Origin of the sequence: Corynebacterium ulceribovis DSM 45146 (assembly GCF_000372445.1) — a bacterium.
Lineage (GTDB): Bacteria > Actinomycetota > Actinomycetes > Mycobacteriales > Mycobacteriaceae > Corynebacterium > Corynebacterium ulceribovis.
Window position 1 is genome coordinate 224,778 of the sequence record NZ_AQUY01000001.1, and the last position, 25,520, is coordinate 250,297.

26 protein-coding genes are annotated in these 25,520 nt (G+C 60.7%); 18 read left to right on the forward strand and 8 right to left on the reverse strand.

The window, feature by feature from the left end; translation table 11 throughout:
* Nucleotides 1-10: 10 nt before the first annotated feature.
* Both A3EC_RS0101095 and A3EC_RS10870 read right to left on the reverse strand, forming a co-directional pair.
* On the reverse strand, nt 11-1,327 hold the full coding sequence (locus tag A3EC_RS0101095) for an MFS transporter (RefSeq protein WP_018023309.1): 1,317 nt from the start codon (nt 1,325-1,327) through the stop codon (nt 11-13).
* Entirely contained in the window at nt 1,324-3,411 is a 2,088-nt protein-coding gene (locus tag A3EC_RS10870) for an FAD/NAD(P)-binding protein (protein WP_051060963.1), read from the reverse strand. The genes A3EC_RS0101095 and A3EC_RS10870 overlap by 4 nt, the downstream gene beginning before the upstream one ends.
* Before the next feature lie 718 nt (nt 3,412-4,129).
* Here A3EC_RS10870 and rpsH point away from each other — a divergent pair.
* The 17 genes from rpsH (at nt 4,130) to A3EC_RS0101185 (ending at nt 16,748) form a co-directional block, all read left to right on the forward strand.
* A complete protein-coding gene (rpsH, locus tag A3EC_RS0101105) occupies nt 4,130-4,528 on the forward strand; it encodes a 30S ribosomal protein S8 (protein WP_018023311.1) in 399 nt (132 codons plus the stop codon).
* Nucleotides 4,529-4,540: 12 nt separating this feature from the next.
* Nucleotides 4,541-5,077, forward strand: a complete 537-nt coding sequence (gene rplF, locus A3EC_RS0101110) for a 50S ribosomal protein L6 (protein ID WP_018023312.1) — start codon at nt 4,541-4,543, stop codon at nt 5,075-5,077.
* Nucleotides 5,077-5,481: a 50S ribosomal protein L18 gene (gene rplR, locus A3EC_RS0101115; protein WP_018023313.1), complete on the forward strand. Its 405-nt coding sequence runs from the start codon at nt 5,077-5,079 to the stop codon at nt 5,479-5,481. Before rplF ends, rplR begins: the two co-directional genes overlap by 1 nt.
* Before the next feature lie 46 nt (nt 5,482-5,527).
* Nucleotides 5,528-6,166 carry a 30S ribosomal protein S5 gene (gene rpsE, locus A3EC_RS0101120; protein ID WP_018023314.1) on the forward strand — a complete coding sequence of 213 codons (639 nt, stop codon included), beginning with the start codon at nt 5,528-5,530 and terminating at the stop codon, nt 6,164-6,166.
* Between the two features lie 3 nt (nt 6,167-6,169).
* A complete protein-coding gene (gene rpmD / locus A3EC_RS0101125) occupies nt 6,170-6,355 on the forward strand; it encodes a 50S ribosomal protein L30 (protein WP_018023315.1) in 186 nt (61 codons plus the stop codon).
* Nucleotides 6,356-6,361: 6 nt separating this feature from the next.
* Nucleotides 6,362-6,847, forward strand: coding sequence for a 50S ribosomal protein L15 (gene rplO, locus A3EC_RS0101130; protein ID WP_018023316.1), 486 nt, complete (start codon nt 6,362-6,364; stop codon nt 6,845-6,847).
* Nucleotides 6,848-7,081: 234 nt separating this feature from the next.
* The gene (gene secY, locus A3EC_RS0101135; RefSeq protein ID WP_425386767.1) at nt 7,082-8,389 is read left to right on the forward strand and encodes a preprotein translocase subunit SecY; all 1,308 of its coding nucleotides are present in this window, start codon (nt 7,082-7,084) and stop codon (nt 8,387-8,389) included.
* The gene (locus tag A3EC_RS0101140; RefSeq protein WP_018023318.1) at nt 8,389-8,934 is read left to right on the forward strand and encodes an adenylate kinase; all 546 of its coding nucleotides are present in this window, start codon (nt 8,389-8,391) and stop codon (nt 8,932-8,934) included. Before secY ends, A3EC_RS0101140 begins: the two co-directional genes overlap by 1 nt.
* A gap of 41 nt (nt 8,935-8,975) precedes the next feature.
* On the forward strand, nt 8,976-9,821 hold the full coding sequence (gene map / locus A3EC_RS0101145; protein ID WP_018023319.1) for a type I methionyl aminopeptidase: 846 nt from the start codon (nt 8,976-8,978) through the stop codon (nt 9,819-9,821).
* 146 nt (nt 9,822-9,967) lie between these two features.
* On the forward strand, nt 9,968-10,189 hold the full coding sequence (infA, locus tag A3EC_RS0101150) for a translation initiation factor IF-1 (protein ID WP_018023320.1): 222 nt from the start codon (nt 9,968-9,970) through the stop codon (nt 10,187-10,189).
* A 213-nt stretch (nt 10,190-10,402) separates the two neighbouring features.
* Complete coding sequence (gene rpsM / locus A3EC_RS0101155; RefSeq protein WP_018023321.1) at nt 10,403-10,771, forward strand: 30S ribosomal protein S13; 369 nt, start codon at nt 10,403-10,405, stop codon at nt 10,769-10,771.
* A gap of 3 nt (nt 10,772-10,774) precedes the next feature.
* On the forward strand, nt 10,775-11,179 hold the full coding sequence (rpsK, locus tag A3EC_RS0101160; RefSeq protein ID WP_018023322.1) for a 30S ribosomal protein S11: 405 nt from the start codon (nt 10,775-10,777) through the stop codon (nt 11,177-11,179).
* A gap of 22 nt (nt 11,180-11,201) precedes the next feature.
* Entirely contained in the window at nt 11,202-11,807 is a 606-nt protein-coding gene (rpsD, locus tag A3EC_RS0101165; protein ID WP_018023323.1) for a 30S ribosomal protein S4, read from the forward strand.
* A gap of 101 nt (nt 11,808-11,908) precedes the next feature.
* On the forward strand, nt 11,909-12,922 hold the full coding sequence (locus A3EC_RS0101170) for a DNA-directed RNA polymerase subunit alpha (RefSeq protein WP_018023324.1): 1,014 nt from the start codon (nt 11,909-11,911) through the stop codon (nt 12,920-12,922).
* Between the two features lie 67 nt (nt 12,923-12,989).
* On the forward strand, nt 12,990-13,544 hold the full coding sequence (gene rplQ / locus A3EC_RS0101175; RefSeq protein ID WP_018023325.1) for a 50S ribosomal protein L17: 555 nt from the start codon (nt 12,990-12,992) through the stop codon (nt 13,542-13,544).
* A gap of 20 nt (nt 13,545-13,564) precedes the next feature.
* The gene (gene truA / locus A3EC_RS0101180; RefSeq protein ID WP_018023326.1) at nt 13,565-14,488 is read left to right on the forward strand and encodes a tRNA pseudouridine(38-40) synthase TruA; all 924 of its coding nucleotides are present in this window, start codon (nt 13,565-13,567) and stop codon (nt 14,486-14,488) included.
* A 52-nt stretch (nt 14,489-14,540) separates the two neighbouring features.
* Complete coding sequence (locus A3EC_RS0101185; RefSeq protein ID WP_018023327.1) at nt 14,541-16,748, forward strand: DUF6541 family protein; 2,208 nt, start codon at nt 14,541-14,543, stop codon at nt 16,746-16,748.
* Between the two features lie 54 nt (nt 16,749-16,802).
* Here A3EC_RS0101185 and A3EC_RS0101190 read toward each other — a convergent pair whose 3' ends face one another.
* On the reverse strand, nt 16,803-17,678 hold the full coding sequence (locus A3EC_RS0101190; RefSeq protein ID WP_018023328.1) for an SGNH/GDSL hydrolase family protein: 876 nt from the start codon (nt 17,676-17,678) through the stop codon (nt 16,803-16,805).
* Nucleotides 17,679-17,693: 15 nt separating this feature from the next.
* Entirely contained in the window at nt 17,694-18,800 is a 1,107-nt protein-coding gene (locus A3EC_RS0101195; protein WP_018023329.1) for a hypothetical protein, read from the reverse strand.
* Nucleotides 18,801-18,960: 160 nt separating this feature from the next.
* On the opposite strand from A3EC_RS0101195, the gene eccB reads away from it, so the two are divergent.
* Entirely contained in the window at nt 18,961-20,304 is a 1,344-nt protein-coding gene (eccB, locus tag A3EC_RS0101200) for a type VII secretion protein EccB (RefSeq protein WP_169331379.1), read from the forward strand.
* On the opposite strand, the gene mycP is transcribed toward eccB, so the two are convergent.
* From mycP to A3EC_RS0101220, 4 genes are all read right to left on the reverse strand, one after another.
* Nucleotides 20,258-21,550 carry a type VII secretion-associated serine protease mycosin gene (gene mycP, locus A3EC_RS10875; protein ID WP_018023331.1) on the reverse strand — a complete coding sequence of 431 codons (1,293 nt, stop codon included), beginning with the start codon at nt 21,548-21,550 and terminating at the stop codon, nt 20,258-20,260. The two genes, eccB and mycP, sit on opposite strands and share 47 nt — an antisense overlap.
* On the reverse strand, nt 21,550-22,911 hold the full coding sequence (gene eccD / locus A3EC_RS0101210) for a type VII secretion integral membrane protein EccD (RefSeq protein ID WP_018023332.1): 1,362 nt from the start codon (nt 22,909-22,911) through the stop codon (nt 21,550-21,552). Before eccD ends, mycP begins: the two co-directional genes overlap by 1 nt.
* Before the next feature lie 124 nt (nt 22,912-23,035).
* Nucleotides 23,036-24,628, reverse strand: a complete 1,593-nt coding sequence (locus A3EC_RS0101215) for a hypothetical protein (protein WP_018023333.1) — start codon at nt 24,626-24,628, stop codon at nt 23,036-23,038.
* The gene (locus tag A3EC_RS0101220) at nt 24,628-25,485 is read right to left on the reverse strand and encodes an ABC transporter ATP-binding protein (protein WP_026162061.1); all 858 of its coding nucleotides are present in this window, start codon (nt 25,483-25,485) and stop codon (nt 24,628-24,630) included. Before A3EC_RS0101220 ends, A3EC_RS0101215 begins: the two co-directional genes overlap by 1 nt.
* Between the last annotated feature and the right edge of the window lie 35 nt (nt 25,486-25,520).

Below are 25,520 nucleotides of genomic sequence, written 5' to 3' on the forward strand. Positions count from 1 at the left end.
GTGTTTCCTTTCAGGAATTGAGAGTGAGAGAAGATGGCACAGCGCGTTTGCTGAAGCGTTTACTGAACACGGCTGCGACAAGGACGAATTGCACAGCGATGAGCGCTGTGATGATGCCGGACATGTTGTTCAGGCCGATCGCCGCAGCGATGGGCCCGGCCAGCAAGCCGCCAGCGGCGCCACACAAGTTCATGATGAGGTCGCTGCGGCCCTGGAATTTGGTGCGCAGGTGCAGCGGCGTGCCGGTGAGCAGCAGGGCAGAGGAGCCCACGAGGGTTGCGGACCATCCGAATCCCAGCAGCACCATCCCCAGCAGCACCATCCCCAGCAGCACGCCATTATTGTCGTGGCCGGATAGGTAAATGATGATTCCGGAAACCATATTCAGTACCGCGCCGATTCCGATGGTGGTCCACGGTCCGCGGCGGTCCACCAACAGTCCGAAAACCGGTGCGAGCACATACATGGCGCCGACGTGGCCGGAAATCACGATGCCAATGAAACCGAGGCTGGCGTGATGCGACTTCATATGCACCGCGGACATCGCCATAATTGCAATCATCGCGAAGTGCGACAGTGCCGCGATGCTGATTGCCGTGCTCACCGTCACCACATCAAGTTTCCGGCTGTCAGTGGTGGTGCGACGGCCGGCAGCTGCACCTGGTCCGGATTCCGGCGCCGGTTTGATCCCCTTCGGCATTGCAATAGCGAGCGTCAGCACGCCGACAAGTTGCACACCTAGGCAAACCAAATACGCGCCGGTGAACTCCGCCAGCCCGAGCGCCGCGCCCAGCCGTTCGGTCGTGCCGAATAGCTGTGGGCCAATGACCGCACCAATGGTCGTCGACCACAGCACTAGGGACAGGTCGCGCCCCAGGTTGTTGCCAGTCGACACGTCGGTGGCGGCAAACCGGGCCTGGTAGTTCATCGCGATTTCGCCGCCAATCAGCAAGAAGCCGACGAGAACCAGCGGGAAAATGTGTAGTTGTGCGCCGGTGAGGGCACTGGCTGCGCCGAACATCGCCAGTACCAGACCAAGTATCAGCGACAACCGTCGGTCATAGCGTCGCACCACTTTTCCCAGCGGAATTGCCCATAGTGCTGCGCCACCCATGGTCAGCGCCAACGCCGTGCCACCCCAGGCGGGTCCTTGCAGTTTGGCTGCCAGCAGGCTGCCCATGGAAAAGGTCATGCCGTGCGCGAGCCCCGCCATAATTTGAGCGGTCATTAGCGCACTGATGGTTCGGCGTCGTTGCGTTTGGGTGAACCGGGTCGCGCCGCCGTCGGCGACCGCGTGTTCACGGGTAGCAGTCGTCGTTTGGCTCATGCAGACACCACCGCCTGCTGCCGTGTGCCCGCCCACGCCGCACTCAGCAGCCGCAGTGTATGCACAGCCGCGCGGTCCGTTTCCTGAATGAACCAGGGGTCAGTGCCCGGCACCGGCGGCGAGATTGTTGTATCCGGGTATTGTGCGTGCGCCGGAATTCCGACCATGGCAATCCGCGGGTCCGGCTGACCATCAGCGGTGATGAGCCGCCTCGTTTCCGGGTCCTGCGCTGGTGAACCCGTTGGCGCTGCTTCCCCTGTGCTGGTGCGTTCGGCAAAGGGGCGGGCCAGGTTTCCGTCAATAAGCGACTGAATGAAGCCATCGCGCCCACGGGTGTGGCTGGCCTGTCGGATGGTGGGTTTATGCACCCATGCGTCAACCAAAACGTCGGCGGTCACGGGGTGGCCACCGCTATTGTGCGAGGTCACCGACCATGTTGCGGTGCCATTGGGTTTTTCATTGGGCGTGTTGACGCTTACCTTCAGCGCTGGCTGCGCGCCGATGAACTGGACAATGCCGGCATCGATAAGGGCAAGGAGCTGACGCGTGCGAAATAGCGGCGGCCCAGAGCAGGCCATCTGGCCGAGAGCAATGGCGCGGTCGAAGGCTTGGACGCGGGATTCGTGGGTGTAGCGTCCTTCTGCGCCGAGCACCTGGGTGGGTTTGCGAGCGCAACCAACGGACCATAGCGCGGCAATGACTGGGCTATTGTCGCCCGCGGCAGCTTCGGCAATGTCGAACTCTAGCGAGCGGGCAATCGCGTCGGTCAGCTGCTCGGTGTTGTCATAGGTGCTGGTCAGTGGGGTGATCCAGCGTGTCAAGCTGAAGCTTCGAGTGCTTACTGCGGCGATGACGGCGTCTAGGGCGGCCAGGCCCGCCGCGCCGACCGTCGGGCCGACCGGTGTGTTATCGACTTCGCTCAGCGCCGCGGCGAGCGGAACGCGGAGGGCGTCTGGCTGGGTGCGGGCCAACACGGTGAGGAAAGCGGCGTAGGAATCGCGGGCGACGGACGGCCACACATCACGTCCGTAGTCGATGCATGCGCTATCGCCTGGGGCCACACGCGCGGAGAGTTCAGCGATGGTGGCTTTCGTACGAGGCAGCGCTGCTGGCGGTTGAAGTTGGCCATAGTCGCCCTGTGGCAAAAATGGGTAGCCGCGGCCAGAGGTGGCATAGAAAGTTGGTTCCTCCCCGGTAGGCACGTAGCGCAGCCCGGACCGGCTGGTGTCATCGGGGAGGAAGCGCCCGCCACGTTCAATGGTGGTCAGTGCCAGTGTGTCGAAAAAGCTCATGCCCAGGCCGCGGATAAGGACATCGGCGCGGGCTGGGATGCGATCGAGTTGCTGCTCAATGGGGTTGTCGGCACGGAACCACCGCAGATTCGGGTAGCTGTCGACAGCGTCCTGCAGCCGAACTTCCGTGGCGCTGAGAGGCTGTTGCTGCCAGCCGGTTACTGCGATAACTGCGGAGACGGTGAGCTGTTCACCGGTGGAAAGCGTAATGGTGTCAGTGTGGTCACTGCGGGTGACTGATTCGGCGCGGGCGATGTGACGTTCGACGTGAACCCATTCCGGCAGACGCGCCAGGCAGGTGCTGAACACCCAGCGGACGTAGTAGCCATAGATTGCTCGTGGCAGAAATGACTCCGGACGGAAGCGGACTAGGCGCCCCGTGCCGTACCGGGACAGCAGGTCGTTAGCTGGGGGATGCGACGCGAACAAGGCGTGCTTGGCGCTATTGATTCCGGCGGTGTTTGCGGGGGCGCCGGTTGCTGCCAGCTGCAGTTGAAGCCATTCGTACAAGGTGGGGCCCTCGACGACGGGGGCGGTGACTGTCGAGTCGGTTTCGCTGAACAGGGTCATGCCATGTGCAGGTGTGTTCATGCACAGAGTGTCAGTTTGGTCGATGTCCCAGATGCGGCCGCCGTGGGGAGCGTCATCGATAAGGTGCAGCGTTAATTGATGGCCTGGATAGTGCCCTGCGCGAAGTGCGGAGGTGAGCCTCTCGAGCGTGGAGACTCCTCGCGGGCCAAGCCCAATTACGGCTAATGACCGAGCTTCGTCGGTGTCGTCCAATAGTGTCATCACAAATCCTCAAATCTATACATACCGGTCTGTCTGTTTTGGTAGCGTATAGAAAGCAGACCCATCTGTCTAGTTTTGGGGCATTGGTGCAGGTAGTGTGGAGTTACAGTAAGTCCGTTGCCTCGCAGTGCCGGTCCGCCACTGCGCAAGGACATCTTCGCCCGCATGCTCCGGCGGGGGCTCCGACCACAACTCGAAACCGCCGCACTCAAGCAGTTTGGCGCGGTCGAACAGTACGCATCCGCCGACTCACGCAACTTTGTATGCGGCAAAATCGGCGTCCAGCTGCGCAGCCAGCCCAGACAGCGTTACCGCCAATTCTGCGGAACTGGCCGCCTATGGGGCTGCACTCTTGTTTGCTGCAGATCTGTGGGTGTGGTGGCGATGGGGTGATAGGCGCTACTTCATGCAGTTTTTCCTCATGCGGGATTTGGAGTATGGGCGGGGCGCTTGGTAGCGTTACACAGTCCCATATTGGGTGCTTTGTGCTGTCTCGGTATTCGAACCGACGACCAATACGTCGAAAAGCAACTGGTATCCAGTCGGGCAGAAATCCAAACTTCAACTTTGTTATAGGCCCCTTGCCTAATGCGTCCTTGCCGTCCCGGGTAGCGAGCCGACATAGTTACTGAACTATGCCGGCGGGAGTTTCCCGAAATCGTCAAGATAACGCCAGGTGAGTAGGGAACCGTGACGAGAAAGGACACGGTCATCCACCATGACCATGACTGATCCAATCGCCGACATGCTGTCGCGCGTGCGCAACGCCTCGAACGCGCACCACGATGCAGTCGAAATGCCATCCTCCAAGCTGAAGGCGAACATCGCTGAAATCTTGAAGCAGGAAGGCTACATCGCTAACTACTCTGTCTCCGACGAAAAGGTCGGCAAGACTCTGAAGATCGAGCTGAAGTACGGCCCAACCCGCGAGCGTTCTATCTCCGGTATCCGCCGTATCTCCAAGCCAGGTCTGCGCGTGTACGCAAAGTCCACCGACCTGCCACAGGTTCTGGGTGGTCTGGGTGTGGCAATCATTTCCACTTCCCAGGGCCTCCTGACCGACCGTCAGGCTACCGAGAAGGGCGTAGGCGGAGAAGTTCTCGCCTACGTCTGGTAAGGGAGGAAAGACATGTCGCGTATCGGTAATGCACCAATCACCGTTCCAGGTGGAGTCACTGTCACCATTAACGGCCAGGACGTTTCCGTCAAGGGCGCTAAGGGTGAACTGAGCACCACCATCCCGACCCCAATCTCCGTCACCCAGGATGGCGACATCATCACCGTCGCGCGTCCAGACGAAGACAAGCGCAGCCGTCAGCTGCACGGTCTGTCCCGCACCTTGGTCAACAACATGATCGTGGGCGTGACCGAGGGCTACACCATCAAGATGGAAATCTTCGGTGTCGGCTACCGTGTGGCGCTCAAGGGTAAGAACCTGGAGTTCTCCCTGGGCTTCTCGCACCCAGTTGTCATCGAGCCACCTCAGGGTGTCTCCTTTGCCGTTGACGGCACTAACAAGCTGTCCATCACCGGTATCGATAAGCAGGTTGTCGGTCAGGTCGCTGCCAAGATCCGTCGTTTGCGCAAGGACGACCCTTACAAGGGTAAGGGCATCCGCTACGAGGGTGAGCAGGTCCGCCGCAAGGTCGGAAAGACGGGTAAGTAATGAGCAACGAAAACAAGCAGGCAAAGCGTCTCCCAATCGGCAAGGATGTCGCGACTCGTCGTCGTGCCTCTCGCGCACGTCGTCACTTCCGCATCCGCAAGACCCTGCGTGGCACCACCGAGGTCCCACGTCTGGTCGTGCACCGCAGCTCTCGCCACATGACCGCGCAGATCATCGACGACACTGTCGGCCGCACCCTGGCCGCAGCTTCCTCCATGGAAGCCGACGTCCGCGCAGTCGAGGGCGACAAGAAGGCACGTGGTGCCGAAGTCGGTCGCCTCATCGCACAGCGCGCTAAGGAAGCTGGCATTGAGCAGGTCGTGTTCGACCGCGCTGGCTACCAGTACCACGGCCGCGTCGCCGCTCTGGCTGACGCCGCACGTGAAGGTGGTCTGAAGTTCTAATGATCACCACCAACATCTCTGTACAGTTCAACGGAAGGAACGCGTAATGCCGGGACGTGAACGGCGTAACGGCGGACGTGGCTCCGCCGAAAACGACAACCAGCAGCAGAACCGCCGCGGCGGACGCGACGACCGTCGCAATGACCGTCGTGACGCACAGCAGGACGAGCGCAACCAGTACCTGGAGCGCGTCGTCACCATTAACCGTGTCTCCAAGGTCGTCAAGGGTGGTCGTCGCTTCAGCTTCACCGCTCTTGTAATCGTCGGCGACGGCCAGGGCATGGTCGGCGTTGGCTACGGCAAGGCTAAGGAAGTTCCAGCTGCTATTCAGAAGGGTGCCGAGGAAGCTCGCAAGAACTTCTTCCGCGTGCCAATGATTGCTGGCACCATCACCCACCCAGTTCAGGGTGAGGCCGCTGCCGGTGTTGTGATGCTGCGTCCAGCAGCTCCTGGTACCGGTGTTATCGCTGGTGGTGCAGTCCGTCCAGTGCTTGAGTGCGCTGGTGTTCAGGACGTGCTGTCGAAGTCCCTGGGCTCCGACAACGCCATCAACGTGGTCCACGCAACCGTTGCTGCACTGAAGCAGCTGGTTCGCCCTGAGGAAGTTGCTGCTCGCCGCGGCAAGTCCGTCGAAGATGTTGCGCCAGCTCGTATGCTGCGTGCACGTGCAGGACAGGGGGCCTAAACCATGGCACTGAAGATCACCCAGATTCGTGGTACCGCAGGTACCAAGCAGAACCAGCGAGACTCGCTGCGTACCCTCGGCCTGAAGCGCATCCGCCACACCGTGGTTCGTCCGGACTCTCCGGAAACCCGCGGCCTGGTGCACGTTGTGCGTCACCTGGTTGAGGTCGAAGAAGTAGCGGGGGAGTAGGTAACAATGAGCGAACCAATTAAGCTCCACGACCTGCGCCCAGCAGAAGGCGCGAAGAAGACCAAGAACCGCGTGGGTCGCGGTGAAGCTGGCAAGGGCGGCAAGACCGCAGGCCGCGGTACCAAGGGTACTAAGGCTCGTAAGCAGGTTTCCGCAGCGTTTGAAGGTGGCCAGATGCCACTGCACATGCGTCTGCCAAAGCTCAAGGGCTTTAAGAACCGTGCGCGCGTCGAGTTCCAGGTTGTCAACGTTGGCGACCTGAACCGTCTGTTCCCTGAGGGCGGCGACGTCACCGTTGCTGACCTGGTTGCTAAGGGCGCTGTCCGTGCGAAGCGTCCAGTTAAGGTTCTGGGCGAGGGTGAAATCACCGTCGCGCTGAACATCACCGTCAACAAGGCTTCTGCTTCCGCTAAGGAAAAGATTGAAGCCGCTGGCGGCAAGGTGGAAGTGACCGAAACCAAGGTTGCTATCAAGCCTGAAGCTGACAAGTAAATTACGTAACGTAATTTAAGTTCGGCACACAAAGACCCCATTTCCGGGTTGCAGTCAAAGTACTGCCCCGGGGTGGGGTCTTTTGCTTATTGACGTTTATAAGAACAGTCGGATGCGGTTCTTCCTAGCGGGCTTGAATCGGAAGAATCAACACAGGCTGGTAGAGTGGCAGAGTCATAATTAACCGGAAGAACGAACCGTGGAGGTTAAGTGCTCTCCGCCTTTACTGCTGCCGTGCGGGACAGGGATCTACGTAGGAAGATTCTGTTCACCATCGCGATGATTATTCTCTATCGCATCGGCGCACAGATTCCTACCCCTGGCGTTGACTACCAGGCAGTGTCCAGCCGACTAGCCGCTATCGAACAGGGCCAGTCCAGCGTCTACTCGCTGATTAACCTGTTCTCTGGTGGCGCGCTGTTGCAGCTGTCGATTTTTGCCGTCGGCATTATGCCGTACATTACGGCGTCGATTATTACTCAGCTGTTGACCGTGGTTATTCCGCACTTCGAGCAATTGAAGAAGGAAGGCCAAACCGGGCAGAACACGATGACGCAGTACACGCGTTATCTGACTATTGCGCTTGCGATGCTGCAGTCCGCCGGCATGGTGGCCCTGGCAGACCGTCAGCAGCTGCTTGGCCCTGGGGTGGAAGTGCTGGTCGCTGACCGCACCATCTGGGATCTCGTTGTTATGGTGCTGACCATGACCGCGGGTGCCGTGCTGGTGATGTGGCTCGGTGAGCTGATTACCGAGCGCGGTATCGGCAACGGTATGTCGTTGCTGATTTTCGCCGGTATTGCCACTTCGCTGCCACAGGACGGCGCAAATATCCTCTCCGGGAACGGTGGCGTGGTGTTTGCTTCCGTGGTCGCTGCGGTTCTTGTCCTGATCGTCGGTGTGGTCTTCATTGAGCAGGGCCAGCGTCGTATCCCAGTCCAGTACGCCAAGCGCATGGTTGGCCGTCGTCAGTATGGCGGCACCTCCACCTACCTGCCGCTGAAGGTGAACCAGGCTGGTGTTATTCCGGTCATTTTCGCATCCTCGCTCATGTACGTGCCGGTGCTGATCACCGAAATCGTCAACTCCTCCGCGGACATGGTTGCCGACAACTGGTGGCAGCGCAATGTGATCCAGTGGCTGACATCGCCAGCATCGTGGCAGTACATCGTTGGTTACTTCGTCTTGATTGTGTTCTTTGCATACTTCTACGTGTCGATTCAGTACGACCCGTACGAGCAGGCAGAGAACATGAAGAAGTACGGTGGCTTCATCCCAGGTATTCGCCCGGGTCGGCCAACCGCTGAATACTTGGCCTACGTGTTGACCCGCCTGCTGGCAGTCGGTTCGATCTACTTGGGCTTGGTGGCAGTGCTGCCGAACTTCATGCTCGATATGGGGGTGTCGGTTTCCGGCGGCTCTCAAGGCGCACTACCGTTTGGTGGTACAGCCATTTTGATTCTGGTCTCGGTCGCATTGACTACGGTTAAGCAGATTGAGTCTCAGCTCATGCAACGTAACTACGAAGGATTCCTGAAATAATGCGCATCGTTCTCGTTGGCCCTCCAGGTGCAGGCAAGGGCACCCAGGCCGCTATCCTGTCTGAAAAGCTCGGCGTCCCACACATCTCCACCGGGGACCTCTTCCGCGCCAACATTGGCGAAGGCACCCCACTGGGAATCGAAGCAAAGAGCTACATCGATGCCGGCAACTTGGTGCCTGACGACGTTACCGTCCGCATGGTCGAGTCCCGTCTTGCTGAAGACGATGCGAAGCCAGGCTTCCTGCTCGATGGCTTCCCACGTACCACCGCGCAGGCTGACGAGCTGGCACGCATTCTGGCGGACCTCGGTGTGGAACTGGACGCTGTTGTGCAGTTCGACGTGTCCGAAGATGTCGTTGTCGAACGGATGCTGGCCCGTGGCCGCGCCGACGACAACGAAGAGGTTATTCGTAACCGCATGCAGGTCTACGCCAAGGAGACCGCACCGTTGCTGGACTACTACAGCGACAAGATTGTCAAGATTGCGGCCGAAGGCACCGTTGAGGACATCAACGAGCGCACCATGGCTGCTCTTGGTAAGTAAGTAACCGTCATAAAGCTCACAACTGAGGCAGACCGTTGATCGTGGGATTGCGCAACCGCTGGAAAAGCATTCCAGCTAAAACCGCCGCCGAGCTGGACGCGATGACCGCCGCTGGCGCCGTCGTCGGCCAAGCACTGGTCGCCGTGCGGGCGGCCGCGAAAGACGGTGTCTCACTGCTTGAGCTGGACGCTATTGCCGAAGCCACCATCCGCGATGCCGGGGCGGTTCCGACCTTCAAAGGGTACGAGGGCTTCCCAGGCTCCATCTGTGCCAGCGTCAACGACGTCGTGGTGCACGGCATCCCCACCGCGGACCACATCTTGCGGGCTGGGGACTACATTTCCATTGACTGTGGCGCCACCCTCGACGGTTGGGTAGGGGACAGTGCTTGGTCCTTCGGCATCGGCATGGATGGCGCGCTGGACACCGACGCGCTTGACGACAACCCAGACTCTGAAGCTGGTGGATCGTTGTGGGCTCTCGACCGCGCGACCCAAGACGTCCTTGCCGCGGGAATCGCCGCGATGGTACCGGGCGCGCGCCTGACCGATGTGTCCAACGCCCTTGAACTGGCCACCCGCGCCGCCGAAGAAAAGTACGGCGTTGCGCTCGGCATTGTCGATGGCTACGGCGGACATGGCGTCGGCCGGAGTATGCACGAGGACCCATTCCTGCCGAATGAAGGCCGACCTGGTCGCGGCCCACGTATCCAGGCCGGGTCCGTACTGGCGATTGAGCCGATGCTCACCCTTGGCACTGTTGACACCGAAGTGCTTGATGACGATTGGACTGTCGTGACCACGGATGGTTCCTGGTCCTCCCACTGGGAGCACACCGTCGCAGCTACCGACGACGGCCCACGCATCCTGACTCCACGGCCACTGTAATCTGCTGAGTTTTGGCGTTTTCCCAGGTGACGTGTAATGTTGGGTAGCGGTCAATGCGCACCTGTGCATCTGACTGCTAGCAAGACGAAACTCAAACCAGGAACCATAAGTGCCGCAAGGTGCTGACCTGGGGAAACGTGGAGGATATGGCTAAGAAGGAAGGCGCCATCGAGGTTGAAGGCCGAGTAATCGAGCCTTTGCGCAACGCGATGTTCCGTATCGAACTGGACAATGGGCACGAAGTTCTCGCGCACATCTCCGGAAAGATGCGCCAGCACTATATTCGTATCCTTCCCGAGGACCGAGTCGTGGTCGAACTGACCCCATACGACCTGGACCGCGGACGTATCGTCTACCGCTACAAGTAAGACATATAACCCCGCACCTCAAGGTTCGAATCGCAACTAGCCCACGCGGCGAGTTGCAGGAGCGACCCACACACCTCCGGCTGCGGTGGCTGGAGCCTCGTCGTTGCGCAGCGTTGTGCTGCTTCATAAGTCGTCCGGTCCGTCCGGATGCAGAATTTCTACGAGGATGGGTACGGGGCAAACCACCGAATCAACCGGAAGGAATTGCCACATATGGCACGCCTCGCTGGTGTTGACCTCCCACGCAATAAGCGCATGGTGGTCGCACTTACCTACATTTACGGCATCGGCCCAGCCCGTGCTCAGGAGCTGCTGGAACGTACTGGCATCTCCCCGGATCAGCGCACTGATGCTCTGACCGACGAACAGATCTCCGCTCTGCGTGACGTCATCGAAGCCACCTGGAAGGTGGAAGGTGACCTGCGCCGTGAGGTTCAGGCTGACATCCGTCGCAAGATTGAGATCGGCAGCTACCAGGGCCTGCGCCACCGTCGTGGCCTGCCTGTTCGTGGCCAGCGGACCAAGACCAACGCTCGTACTCGTAAGGGTCCGAAGAAGACCATCGCCGGGAAGAAGAAGTAGTCCATGCCTCCTAAGAGCCGCGCCACTGCGCGCCGTACCGGCCGTCGTGTCGTCAAGAAGAACGTCACGAACGGCAACGCATACATCAAGTCCACTTTCAACAACACCATCGTCTCCATCACCGACGACCGGGGTGCCGTTATCTCCTGGGCCTCTTCTGGCCACGTTGGATTCAAGGGCTCCCGTAAGTCCACTCCGTTCGCAGCGCAGATGGCTGCTGAGAACGCTGCCCGCAAGGCAATGGAGCACGGCCTGAAGAAGGTCGACGTGTTTGTTAAGGGTCCAGGTTCGGGCCGTGAAACCGCTATCCGTTCTCTGACTGCTGCTGGCCTCGAGGTCGAGTCGATCACCGACGTGACCCCACAGCCACACAACGGCTGCCGTCCGCCTAAGCGCCGTCGTCCATAGGGAAAGGGAAGGATAAAGAAAAATGGCTCGTTATACTGGCCCTGCAACCCGTAAGTCCCGTCGTCTCCGCACCGACTTGGTCGGCGGTGACAACTACTTTGAGCGTCGCCCATTCGCGCCTGGTCAGGCCGGCCGTGCACGCATCAAGGAATCCGAATACCTCCTCCAGCTGCAGGAGAAGCAGAAGGCTCGCTTCACCTACGGCGTGATGGAGAAGCAGTTCCGTCGTTACTACGCGGAAGCTAACCGTCAGCAGGGTAAGACCGGTGACAACCTGGTCATCCTGCTGGAATCTCGCCTGGACAATGTTGTCTACCGCGCAGGTCTGGCAAAGACCCGCCGTCAGGCACGCCAGCTGGTGTCCCACGGACACTTCACTGTCAACGGCAAGAAGACCACCGTTCCATCCCTCCGTGTCTCCCAGTACGACATCATCGACGTTCGGGAAAAGTCCCGCAAGATGCTGTGGTTCGAAGAGGCTCAGGAGAACCTGGTTGACGCTGTGGTCCCAGCTTGGCTGCAGGTCGTTCCAGACACCCTGCGCATCCTCGTGCACAAGCTGCCCGAGCGCGCTCAGATCGACATCCCGCTGCAGGAGCAGCTCATCGTCGAGTTCTACTCCAAGTAGTAGAAACCACCATCGGCACAGCCCCGGTTGTGCTGGTGACTATCCATTCATCCTTTCCGTCACAACGTCATATAGCGGTCGTTTCTGGAGGAAACCCCCACATGCTTATTTCCGAGCGTCCACAACTCACCGAAGAGTTCATCGACGATTCCCGGTCCAAGTTCGTCATCGAGCCACTGGAACCAGGTTTCGGCTACACCCTGGGTAACTCGCTGCGTCGTACCCTGCTGTCGTCCATCCCGGGCGCTGCAGTCACCAGCGTGCGTATCGACGGTGTACTCCACGAGTTCACCACCATCCCTGGTGTGAAGGAAGATGTCTCCGACATCATCTTGAACGTCAAGGCACTGGTTCTGAGCTCTGAGTCCGATGAGCCGGTAACCATGTACCTGCGCAAGACTGGCGCTGGTGCCGTCACCGCAGCTGACATTGAGGCCCCTGCAGACGTCGAGGTCCACAACCCAGACCTGCACATCGCAACCCTGAACGACCAGGGCAAGCTGGACATCGAGCTGGTTGTGGAACGTGGCCGCGGCTACGTGCCAGCAGTGCCAGGCGTAGACGAGATTGGCCGCATCCCGGTCGACCAGATCTACTCCCCAGTGCTGAAGGTCAGCTACAAGGTGGAAGCAACCCGTGTGGGTTCCCGAAACGACTTCGACAAGCTGATTATCGACGTTGAGACGAAGAACTCCATCACCGCGCGTGACGCCATGGCCTCCGCAGGCTCCACCTTGGTGGAACTGTTCGGCCTGGCAAAGGAACTGAACTTCGAAGCCGAAGGCATCGAAATTGGGCCTTCCCCGCAGGAATCCGAGCACATCGCTGCTTACTCCATGCCAATTGAAGACCTGAAGTTCTCCATGCGCTCCTACAACTGCCTGAAGCGCGAAGAGATCCACACCGTCGGTGAGCTTGCTACCCGCAGCGAATCCGACCTGATGGATATCCGTAACTTCGGCTCCAAGTCCATCGAGGAAGTCAAGGCCAAGCTGGCTAGCTTGGGTCTGAGCCTGAAGGACTCGGCAGAGGGTTTCGATGCTGTGAACCTGGATGACTTCAACCAGGGAAACGAAGAATGGATGGACACCGAATCTGAGGAGTCCGGCGAGTAGTTCACGGCCTAGCCGTAACGCGCCACTCCATCTGACGCGCTTACAGATTTAATCGAGGAGAATTCCCATGCCAAAGCCAAAGAAGGCACACCGCCTCGGCGGTTCCGCTTCGCACCAGAAGAAGATTCTGTCGAACCTGGCTGCTCAGCTGTTCGAGCACGGTGCCATCAAGACCACTGACACCAAGGCCAAGCTGCTGCGCCCATACGCAGAGCAGCTGATCACCAAGGCCAAGGGCGGCTCCGTCGCTGACCGCCGTAACGTTGCCAAGCTGCTGCCGCAGAAGGACATCGTTGCCAAGCTGTTCGACGAAATCGCACCTGTCTTCGAAAACCGCGAAGGCGGCTACACCCGCATCATCAAGCTGGGTAACCGCAAGGGCGACAACGCCCCAATCTCTATGATTGCGCTGGTCACCGAAGAGACCGCCACCACCGAAGCTACCCGCGCAACCCGCGCTGCTGCTTCGAAGAAGGCTGAAGAAGCTAAGGCTGCCGAAGCTGAAGAAGCTAAGGCCGAAGAAGCTGACGCTCCAGAGGTCGAAGCTGACGAAGCTACCGACGCTGAAGCTGAAGCAGAAGCCAAGGATGCTACCGAGGCTGACGCCGAGGAAGACAAGTAAGTCTTCCGTTAGGTGACACCTTGAGCGTTTCTAGCTCCACTAGCTGCACTGAACCCGCCGCCACTGGTACCCCGAGTACCGGAGACGGCGGGTTCCGTCGCCTTCGCTTACACATCGCCTACGACGGCACTGACTTCCACGGCTGGGCCCGCCAAGCTGGCACTGACCTGCGTACCGTTCAATCAGCCCTTGAAGACAACTTATCGTTGGTGCTGCGCACGCCGATTTCACTGACGGTCGCCGGCCGAACTGATGCCGGGGTGCACGCCTCTGACCAGGTCGCCCATTGTGATGTGCCTCTTGCTAGCCTGCAGACCCGTTCCATCGCCGGTGACCCGACCACATTGGTTCGCCGCCTAGCCCGGCTGCTTCCGGAGGACATTGCGTTACGGTCCTGCGAGTTCGCCCCGGAAGGATTTGACGCCAGGTTTTCTGCGTTGCGACGTCATTACCGCTATCGCATTTCCACCAGCCCGTCGGGCCCACTGCCAACCAGAGCACGAGATACGGCCCACTGGCCTAAGCCGGTCAATCTGGCACAGATGCAGCTGGCTGCTGCCAGCCTGATTGGGCTCAATGACTTCGCTGCCTTTTGCAAAGCTCGTCCACATGCGACCACCATCCGCGACCTGCAGCGTTTCGAATGGTTCGATGTGTCCACTGCGGAAGAACCAGAAACCTACGAAGCCCATGTCACAGCGGATGCGTTTTGTTGGAATATGGTTCGTGCGCTGGTGGGCACCTGTCTGATGACAGGGGACGGACGACGGGGCAATGACTTCACCACTGAACTGTTAGGGCAGACGGAACGTTCTTCGAAAGTGCCATTGGCAGCGGCCTGTGGCCTCACCCTCGTTGGGGTGGACTATCCCGAGGACACGCAGCTGGCCGCCCGCGCTCAAGAGACCCGCGGCCTGCGGACACTTCCTGACCAGCCGCACTGAGCGGTATGCTTTAAAGCTTGTAGAGCTAGACGGTCTGAAGGGATAACACCGCGTGACAATTTGGGAACTGGCGGCAGCGTTCGTGCTGTGGGCCATTGTGCCTGGCGCACTTGTCGGGGCAGCCACTAGCCTGCGGCTGCCGTGGGCACTAGCTAGCGCCATCCCAATCTCTCTCGGGATCGGGGGTCTCCTCGCCTGGGCTGGTGGCGCCGCCGATTTCGAAGTGACCCTAGCGTCCTATATCGGTGCCTGCCTGATTTTCGCTCTCGTCGGCGTGATCTGGCAGTTTGGGTTTCGCACAGCTAATCGTCGAAAAGCGAAATTGCACGCTGACCTGTACGGGGAAACCATCGAAACCAGCTGGTCACAGCGGCTACGCACGATAACCCGGCCAGTATGGCTCATCCCCGCAGCCGGAGTGGTGGCCAGCGCCGGACTGACCATGTCCGCGCAACTGACCCGCATCCGCGATTCCAACCATGGCGTAGAAAACGTCTACAACATGTGGGACACCTTGTGGCATGCCAACGTCATTAAGCTTATTGACGATACCGGGCTGGCCGATCCCACCAGGATGGGTGAGCTGCAGTATTACGAAACTCACCAACAGATGTACTATCCGACGGCCTGGCATGTCATTGCTGCTGTCGGTCGGGAAGCCACTGGGGCCAGCCCCATCGCCGCGACGAACATTGCTGCAGTGGTTTATCCTGCGGTGCTGCTGCCCATCGCGGCGGCGATCCTGGCGTGGTGGCTGGCCGGCAAGAACTTCACCGGAGCGCTAGCCGCGGCAATTGCCGCCATTATGATTGCCGCAGCTCCACCAGTGCTGCCTATCATGACCTTCGTTGGTGCTTACCCATATCTGCTCGCCACCGCATGCGTGCCAGTGTGCGCAGCATTGCTGGCGGCATGCGTGGAACGGCCGCAATACATGTTCGGTGCGGCGCTAGCGCTTATCGGTGCTGGCCAAGCTCACCCGTCCGCCGTGCCGACCGTGGTCCTGCTCCTAGCAATGTGGTGGCTTGGGGCGGCGGTGTGGAATCCAGCCCGTAGCTACCGAGGGGCGCTGGCGCCGCTGTGGACCCGACTTCGGGACATTGGGTTAATTGCGGTTCCCGGACTAGTAGCAGCAGTAGTGCTGTTGCCGCAGTGGCTGTCTGGTAGCGCCCAAGGCGATGAAATCACCGGCTTCGGTGAGCGAGACCAGTTGGATCTGTGGCCAGCAACGGAGAAAATCCTGACGATGGCGACACGGCACACCGAGTTCGGGCCAACGGCGTGGCTGCTGATTGTGCTCGGGGCCGTCGGGGCTGTGGTGGTGCTGGTGTGGCGTCGAAATCCGTGGGGAGTTGTCGCCGGTGCAGTATTCGCACTGATGGCAATTAATGCTTTCCACGTGTTCCCAGAACCGTGGGAAGGGATCTTTAATGCCTACAGTCGGCTGCACTACGGCATGGCACACCGCATGGTTGTGCCTTATGCGCTGTTCTTAGCGGCGTTCGCTGGTATTGCTGTGGCGGTCGCCGCTCGACTTGTCACAGCGGGGACTGTCCAGAAGGCTGCGCCGTGGAATGCGGTTGCGGCAACTGTGCTCACTGTTGCGGTCGGGGCAGGCTTGCTGCCGTATATCGAAAAGCAGATGGTGGGGCATAACGACTTCACCCAAGTGACTGCGCGAAATGAACGCATTTTTGGTGACGCGGACCGTCGCGGATCTGACATTTTGGCAACCCTCCCAGGTGCCTACGACCACCCAATTTTCACGAATCCTGATGACGGTTCCGGCTGGATGTACGCCTACAACGGTCTGCCGTCGATGTTCAAACACTTCAACCCACAGCCAATTGGGAAGCCAGGCACCGACTCGAACCGCATCTTCTTCCACATTGGCGAAGCTGGTGCCGGAACCGATGATGGTCAAGACTCCCCGAACTATGTGGACTTTGCGCTGCGCGACCAAGGCATCCGCTATGTCTACCTGTCGCCGCCATCATTCTTCCCTGGGGTTGCGCGGTGGGGGCCAGAGCTCATGCGACAGGCATGGCATGCACCAGGGCTGACTCCGATTTATCAGGACGGGCCGGTGAACATTTTCGTGGTCAATGCGGCGTTTACCAACGAAGAAATCGCTGACATTCGGGCGAAAGTGCAATCACCAAACCGGCTGCCAGCAATTAAAACCAAGGGAGAGCTTGGTTTGGCGCAGACGCCAGCGGAAGAAAGTGAACCATACTTCCACCGGACGCTGAGCTACTAGGCTGAGTTACTCGGCTGCGCACTATGCGCTGCCGGCCTACTCACAGTCGGCGGGCTATAGGGCATCCAGAATGGCTTGGGCCATCGCCTTGTGGCCTGCGGCCGTCGGGTGCATTGGGAAAGAATTAGTCTCTTCACCAGTAAAGTCGGTCCACCGGTTATCCACGGTGGCGCAACCCGTATGCTGGCTTGAATTTTCCGGCAGCACGAAGGTTGCGCCGTTTTTCTCGGTAGCTTCCTTCACCACACGGTTGATGTCCTTGGCCACTTCCAGCGCCCACGAGAAATCAGCGGCGGTAAATGCCGCAGCTGGGGTGCAGCTATCCTGCTCCTCAGGAATCAGTGCCATGTAACCAGTGGTGATCACTCGGGCATGAGGCGCCAACGCAGCAACTTCGGCATACATCGCAGACAGCTTCGCTGGGAGCTTCTCCAATGAGCTGTAGACTTTCTCGCCTTCGGTTTCCGAGCACTGCCGCACCACATGCCCGGACTCGTGTGTGCGGCGGACACAGTCAATAATGTCGCCGAAGAAAATGTCATTCCCACCAATGGAGATCGTCACCAAGTCGGTGTCTTCGGTTAACGCCTCATACTGCGGCGGCACGTTACTGAACTGGCTTGTGGAGAAGTGCTCGGTGGTTGCGCTGGAACAGGACACATCGACCGCATTGGTAATCCGCGGGTCAGCTGCAACTAGGGCAGGGTAGTTGTCAGCAGAGCGAACACAGTCCGGCGGGCCAGCAAGATGATTGGCGCTGGACATAGCAGCGAAAGAATCACCCAGTGCTACATAGTGTGTGTAGTTTGCTTTGCTCGTCGATGGCTGCCCAGCGTCGGAGTTATCGTCATTGCCGATGGAACATGCCGTCAAAAAGCTGACACTGCACATAGCTGCAAGAGCCAGGGAAGTCAGTTTTGGAAGGCGCATACTCGTCATTATCTCTTAGCTTTGTTTAATATGCCTAACATCTTTGCTTAATGACGGTAGCGGTAGTACCCCCGTAGAAACTAGTTCCGGGCCCTGCGCCCGCACGACTTTCCACAAAGCGCCCTGCACAATCACCGTAATCGGCACCCGCGCATCGACGGCCACCGTCTCCTCCGCATCCGCGGAACCGGGGAACGGTAACTCTGCTACCTCCCACACGCAGCAACCGGCAGGATGCGGCGCACCAACATCGACCAGCACCACATCACATGGCCGCCGCGAATCGTGGAAAAACCACGCCCGGCCGGCCGCACTATGCACAAAATCCCGCCACTTATCTAGCCGCTGCACCCGAATCCCCACCGTCCAGCCCAGCGCCAACAACCCCGCAGCGCACCGCTCCAGTTCCGCCTGCGGCGCACACAACCGGGCCACCGGATCAATCAACGGCCGCACTCCCACCACCACGCCAGCCGAGTCCAACCCCAGAACCAACATCGGCGCGGCCGGCACCACCGGCTCGACACCAAAAGTCGCGACCTCAGTGCGGAACCGGGGTGTGATCGCACTGCGGTGGCAATGCCGCTGCACTGACCACACGACCGGCTGAGCCGCCGCCAATGCCACTTCCGTCGGGGACAGCACGCGAGTACCAAACCCGGCTGACTGAAAATGGTGCTGCGTCAGCGCAATAATGTGCTGCCACGTTTCCTCCGGACCAAGCTCGGCAAAAGCCCGGGCCGCGACCACACTGCGCGGGTCGACGGACAGCAGCAACGCCGCCCGGCCACTGGTGGGCGCACCCGCAGTGTTCACTTCGGAGAGATAACCACGTTCCCACTCCGTTGGACGCACCACAGTCGAACCAATATGGAGCGCAGATTCGGCTACGACGTCACCCAATTCGTCAAAAAGCGACAGCGCCACCGTAACCGGCAGCCCGCGTGGTTCTTGGCTCACAATGTCAATGCCCACTGTCAAGCACTGCGGCGACCGGCGGAGGCGGGTGCGCAGTGACCGACCCCGAAATGGAATATGTGCACCCACCGCGGCAAGCATGCTGGCCAGCACTGTGCTCACCGGCAACGTGGCGGCAGATGAAAGCAATGCGAAATCCGACATAGTTCCCCCAAACCCGAATCGGCCTCGATAATCGATCCCCCAATCGATACCCAGCAGTGTAGTTGGAGCTGGCGTAGGCTGCACAGTGTTCATGGGGACGGTGTCGGGGGACACCGAAGTTCGTCGGGAACGCACCCGGCGCAGTCTTTTTGGGGGAAAGATGCCACGCAGACCAACGTCGCGGATCCAAGTCAGCGGCCATCGATTTCTCGTGCGGCGCATTGAACATGCGCTGGTGCGCGCCGACGCCCGGATGATTCATGACCCGCTGCGGATGCGATCCCGCGCGCTGATTGTCGGTGTTGTGCTGGCGGTTTTGGCGCTTGCCGGGGCTGGGATCGCCGCAGTGCTATCGCCGCATGTCAAACTTGGCGACGCCCACTTGGTCGGCGTGCGAGCTACCGGCGCGCTGTATGTGCGGCTCGATGGTCGGCTACACCCGGTGCCCAATTTAGCGTCCGGGCAGTTGATTCTTGGCCGGCATGAGGACATCACTTGGATACATGCCAAAGAGCTTATTGACGTTGATTTAGGTCCCGGACTAGGTATTTCTCCCGTGCCGGAACCGCCACGTACCGGTACCCAACCACCGCGCGCAGCCATGATCTGCGACGACCGCGCCACCTCCAGCACCGGCGATCCACATGTGGGCGCTACCACCATCGCCGTGCTGCACGAGGAATCTACACTGCCGAAAGACCGCGCCATCCTTGCTGTTGACGATGCTGGCCAACACTGGTTCCTTGCCAGCGGCACCCGCGCCCGCATCAACCCAGACGACAATGTGGTGTGGCGGGAGCTCGGGGCCGCTGACACCACACCGCGCCCAGTCAGCGACCACCTGCTCGCTGTGTTACCCATCACCCCAGACCTTGACGCGCCGACCGTCCCCGCAGCAGGCGAAAAGACCGCACACCCGGCACCTTTCGACCGCGTCGGCACCCTCGTGGTTGTCTCCGGGCAGCAATACCTCGCCACCCACTCCGGGGCGGTACAACTCAGCGGGTTTCAGGCGGGGCTCCTGCGCGGCAATACCGTCACTGCGGCGCAGTCCGCGCTTGATGACGTTCCTGCAGCTGCAACACCTCAGTGGCTGACGCACTTTCCCGTTGACCGGCCCACCTGGTTCGAAGACCCCACGCTATGCGCGAGCTACCACAGCGGCGACCACACTTTTCATCTGGCAACATTGCCGGCGCCACTGGGCGAGCCCGGCCACCGCGATGGCGCAGTGACCCTAGCCACCGCTGATGGTGCCGGCCCTGGGCCAGACCACTACCTTGGCGCCGACTTTGGCACTTTCGCCGTCGATACCGGTCACAGCTTCGGGGTGGTCAGCGCCACCGGACAATTGTTTCCAGTGCCCGATGCCGACACACTGCCAATTCTGGGCGCAGACAGCGAACCGGTGCAGCTGCCGTGGACTGTCATCGGGGCGCTGGAGAAAGGCCCCGAACTTAGTCGAGCTCGCGCCTTAGAACCGGTAGCGCAGCCGCCGCAGTAGCCACCACCAGCAGCAGCGCAGCCAGGCCCGCGACCACGCCAAACCGCTTCGGACCCGTGGGATCTGGAGTAGGTGGCGACGCTGGAGCAGGGACCGGATTGGCGGCGGCATGCGTCGTGCCATACGCGCCGCCGGTACCAGTCAGCGGTGCCATTACAGCCGCAACCGGATCGACCACCCCCACTCCGAGGCCAGCTGACGGGCTAGCTGGAGATGCCGTCGCCAGCAGCCGCTGCTTAATCTCAGCCGGTGACCACGTGGGGTGGAGTTGCCGTAGTAAGGCAGCGCTGCCGGCAACGACCGGCGCGGCAAAGCTCGTCCCAATGAGTGGGTAGGGTCCGTCAGCAGTTTCGCCTCCGTCAATAAGCCCCGAATCGGAGGGCGCCAACCCAACCACCGGGCCGCCCGGTGCCGCGATATCCACCCACGGACCGGGCACCGAATACTCCGCCGGGCTGTGCCGCTGCTCCAGCGCCGCCACTGCGATGACCTGCGGCAAATGCGCCGGCCACGCCACGGCACCATATTTACAGGTCGGTGAGGTGTTGCCTGCTGCCGCGACCAGCACAATCCCCGCTGTATGCGCCCTTTCGACGGCTGCCCGCACGTCAGCGGCGCCAGTTGGTGTGACCGTCGGCGGGGCGCAGGCAACCACACTCATATTGATGACATCGGCGCGCTGCTCCCGCGCACGGTCAATCGCCGCGGCAAGGGTAGAGAGGTTGCCGACCCCAGACGACGTTGCGGCATCGGGATCCTTGTCAGTGCTGCTACGCACCCGAAAATGTGCCGACGACTGTCGCACCGCCACAATCTGTGCCCGCGGCGCAATCCCAGCAACTTGGTCACTGGCATGCGGCCGAGCGGCAATAATTCCGGCAACAGTTGTGCCGTGGCTATCGCAGTCCGCAAGGGCCGTATCGCCCGCCACGAAGTCGCCACCGTCAATAACCGAGCCGAGTCGCTGATGTGGGGCAACACCGGTATCAATCACCGCGACGGTGACGCCGCGCCCATTGGCCACATGCCACACCGAGTCACTGCGCGGAATATGGGCAGCGGGCAGGCGCTTGGGTGCCTCACTGGACGAAAGTCGACCGGGCTGACACACGATGTGCTGGCGAATTTCCGGCGGTGCTTCTTGTGCAGCCGCAACCGGGGCAGCAGGGCTAGGGCTGACGGCACCAGGCAGCGCCAAAGCAACCAAAGCGGCAGTAGCCCCCAATGCACGTAATTCCCGGCGCATCAGCCGAGCCCTCGGACCAATGCCACCAACCCGGACACCACAATCGCCAACGGAATTGCCGCACCCAGGCACGCTGATTCCACTAGCTCCAAAGTGCGGCGCGCCGCAGGCGACGGCGTGCGCCACAGCTGCACCCCGAAACTAATCGGCATCGCCGCGAGCAACGCCAACAGCACCGGCACCACGACATACCAAGCACCCAAGTCTGCTGCGATAACACAACCAGCACCTGCCAGTACCGTCGCACCAAAGGCCAAACTGAACCCGGGCAACAGGCGGGCTTGCCCACGGGATTGAATCGCACAGGCCACCGCCGACGTCGCCACCAGTGCCAACGTCCACCAAGACGGCCGAGTAAGAGCAATGACACCGCCACAGCCAGCAACAACAAGCATCCACCCGGCGATACCACCGTCGAATAGGGCGGCGGCTCGGTCCGCGACTCTCACCACAACTTCGGGGGACTGCCGCCGGTCGGCTTTCGACAGTTCTTCCCCGGCAGCGGGCACATCCGGGATATGGATGCCGGACAGACTGACTGCGGCAGACGGCGTCAAAACGATCCCCAGCAGCGCCACGGCTAGGCAGGCTGCGGCAGCGGATGGGGCAGCGAGCCCTGCCAGCAGCAATGCCGTAAACGCTACCGTGGCTACCGATGCGATAACCACAGCGCACGCTAATCGTCGTGCCTCCGGCAACATAATCGCCGCAACCAGTGCCAACGCTGCAGTAGTGGTGGTTGCGGCGGCAGTTTGCCATTCCCATTGCGCGCCGACGAAAAGCACGGCGCCCACAGCCGCAAACATGAGTGCCTGCACCACCACAACGGTGGTAAACAGCGCGGGGACGGCAGGAAACCGCTGCCCAGCGGCCGCCAAGATCATGCTGATGGCAGCGGTGCCGACAGCAATCAGCGCCGTAATGGCATCCCCGACCGGCGGTGACCAGAGCCACCAGCCCGCTACTGCCACAGAAGTCAGCACAGTAATAGCGGCTCCGGCCCACACATCGGAAGCCCCGTCGGTGTGCTGCGCAGAACTATCCGCCAGTAATGCTGCCGCGTCGGTGATGTGCGCTGCTGGCGGCGTGAAAACCGACTGGGTCAAAGTGATTCTTTCACCGGGCCGCAGGCCAGCCTCTAGGGCGGTGTCGGACATGGGCAGCGCCGTGCCGCGTTCCGATAGCAGCTGCCAGCGGACCCCAGGTGGCGCGTCGGGATGGAGCAGTTGCACCAGGTCGGGCAGGATTTCGGCCAGTGGTAGTTGCGCGGGCAGTGCGATGTCAGCGCGGCGCAGATGTCCGTCAATGTCGGTGACGCAGCGGATGCGCACGACACTGGCCGGCAGCAGTGTTGCAGTCAATGTTGTCCCCCTGAAACGTGACGATGACTGTCCCCCAACAGTCATTGCTTCTCACTGTGACGCAGCCCGCGCCAATCCGCCACTCGAACCCGCCAGCTGAGCTACCCAGCCATGTAGCGACCAGCTACCCGGCCATATCGCGCCGGGCCATCACCATCGGCACCAGCGCCGCCGCCACCACACCGATGATCACCAGCACCACTGGCCCAACCCAATGCCACCCGTCCGAGTCATACATTGGGTGCGCCAGCAGCGACATATCCAGCAGCCATTGTGGGAACTTCAACAGCGCCCCATACAGCGTAAATAGACCGGATAGTGCCAACGGTACCCACGCCAGCCACGCCATCTGCGGCGCGGCAGCGGTCAGCAGCATCGAGAGCCCAAGCACCGCCACCGCTGCTGGGAGCTGCCCCAACATGCTCAGCGCGGCGAAGGATGCGGACCCAGAATCAGTGGCCGTCTGGTTCACAATCAGCGCCATCACCGGCACTGTCACCGCCATAATCCCGACGGTAGCTAACGAGGTGGCAAGCGCCGCGTCGAATAGTGGTTGTGGCGGCCGCACCCCCGCGGTCCACATATTCGTCACAAAGCCCTTCTTTTCTTCCGTCCCGATCGCCGTCATCAACTGCACAATCATGCAGCACAGCAGCACCACTAGGACGGTGCTGATGAGGGTGAGGTAAATCTGCTCAAGGTCGTCGGCCAGCCCCATCTGCCGCACCAATTCTTCAGTTTGCGGGGAGCTGGCCAGCAGCTTCGTCATCTCCCCGGTCATCCCGGCGTACATCGCACACATCCCCAGCACGACCAGCCCCCACGCGATGACGCTTTGCCGTTCCAGGCGAAGGCGAAGGCCAAGCCGAGTCATGCCGGGCACGGTGTGTGGTTTGGTGCTTGTTGACGAATCGGTGGCCAGCCACACGTCACCGAGGTCACGCCGACCAGCGGTGAGGATACTGGCGGTGACCAACAGCGCGACCACCGCAACCATAATGAGCAGCGGCCACCACCTATTTGTATCGAACGCGCCGACGACATCGCGCCAGCCGAGGCTGGACAGCCAGCGCAGCCACTCAATCTCAAACATGTCGGCGACAGCGCGGATGGCATACATCACTCCGAGCCAACCCAGCGCCGCCAACTTAGCGGAGCGGGCAGTGCGAAAGCTTTGTGCCGCCAGCAGCCCAACCCCAGCGGCAGTGGCTGTGGACACCGCCACCACAACGCCGAAAAGCGCGGACCCGGTCACTGAAATATCGTCCGTGAACAGCCGGGATAGTAGCAATGCGGCAGTGACTACAACGCCGAGCAGAGCGCAGCTGACCACGGACACGATGGCGGCGGCGTAGGTCGGGGACTGCCGGGACACCCCGGAAGACCGCACAATCTCGGTGATGCCGTCATCCTCCCAGCCGCGGGTGAGGCCGATGGCGAGCATAATCGCCATGACAGAGCCCAGAATCAGCACAAACATGCCAATTTCCCAGGCCACTAAACTGCCGACGGACACGTTCGCAGCGGGGATGCCGAACATGGCGCGCAGCCCACCATTGCTCGCCATATCCGCAGATAGGGTTTGCAGGTCTTGGTCGCTGGGGTATGCCTGCGGGTAAGTCACGCCGCCGAGCAGTACCAACGCAGCCAGTGATAGTAACCACCCGAGCAAAAAGCTGCGGCGGGTGCGGAACATAGTGTCGATGAGGGTGGTCATCAGCGTGCCTGCTCGTGGTAGTGGCTGAGGAAAATATCTTCCAACGTCGACTCCGTGCACGTGATGTCCGTGGCACCCTCGGCCAAGGCGGCTTGCAGACGGCCCGGCACCTCAGCTCGATCGACAAGGTCTTCAACGCGGTGGCCATCAGGCAACGTGTACGTCAGCCTGGAGCCACGCAGGTGCGACAGCTCGGCCAGCGACCCAGATTCCACAATGCGGCCAGCGTTAATGATCGTGATGTCGTCGGCCAACTCCTGCACCTCTGACAGGATGTGGCTGGACAGCAGCACCGCAGCGCCCTGGTCGCGGGCTTCGCGGACGCAAGCATTGAATTCGCGTTCCATTAGTGGGTCGAGGCCAGATGTCGGTTCATCAAAGACGAGGACTTCTGCACCAGCGGAAAACGCCGCCACCAGCATGACTTTTTGGCGGTTACCTTTAGAGTATTGCCGGATTTTCTTCGTCGGGTCCAACTGAAATCGCTCCACGAATGCGGCACGCTTCTTCCGAAACGCTTCGCTGTCGGCGCCTCGAATCTTCGCCAACGTTGCGAGTGCTTCCGCGCCAGTGAGCTGCGGCCACAGCGCCACGTCACCGGGCACATACGCCACTTTCTTGGTGGCGGCAGCCGGGTCCACTGTGGGGTCGATTCCTAGTAGTCGGATGGTGCCCGCATCTGGTCGCAGCAGCCCGAGGAGCGCCCGTAGCGTGGTGGATTTTCCGGCGCCGTTGGGGCCAAGGAACCCGTGGACGCTGCCGCGATGCACCGTCAGGTCCACATTGTCTACCGCGACTTCTTTGCCGAAACGTTTGGTTAATCCGTCAATGTGCACGGGAACTTCTGCCTGGCTCATGGCCTCTACTTTACGCCCAAAAAACTGTGGTCTGC